A 354-nucleotide genomic window follows, 5' to 3' on the forward strand; every position below is an offset into this window, starting at 1 on the left:
GACATCTTCATCAACACAGGCACGCGCGCCGTCATTCCGAAGCTCGAAGGACTCGAGCGCATACGTTATCACAGGAACTCGACGCTGCTCGATCTGACCGACTTGCCCGCGCATCTGGCCATCGTCGGCGGCAGTTATATCGCGCTCGAATTCGCGCAGGTGTTCCGCCGCTTCGGCAGCCGCGTGACGGTGATCGTGCGTGGCGATCGCGTGCTCACGCGCGAGGACGAAGACTTTGCTCGTAACGTGCAGAAAGTGCTCACGCGCGAGGGCATCGAATTCCGCTTTGGCGCCGAGCCCTCACTCGTCGAGCCGTTGCACGAGAGTGGTGACGGCGTGCGCGTGTTCTTCGGC

1 protein-coding gene is annotated in these 354 nt (G+C 62.4%); it reads left to right on the forward strand.

The features are described 5' to 3' along the window. A partial coding sequence (locus SB753_RS35460) for an FAD-dependent oxidoreductase (RefSeq protein WP_410804753.1) occupies positions 1-354 on the forward strand: 354 nt, incomplete at both ends.

It is taken from the genome of Paraburkholderia sp. SIMBA_053 (genome assembly GCF_046534895.1).
Lineage (GTDB): Bacteria > Pseudomonadota > Gammaproteobacteria > Burkholderiales > Burkholderiaceae > Paraburkholderia > Paraburkholderia caledonica.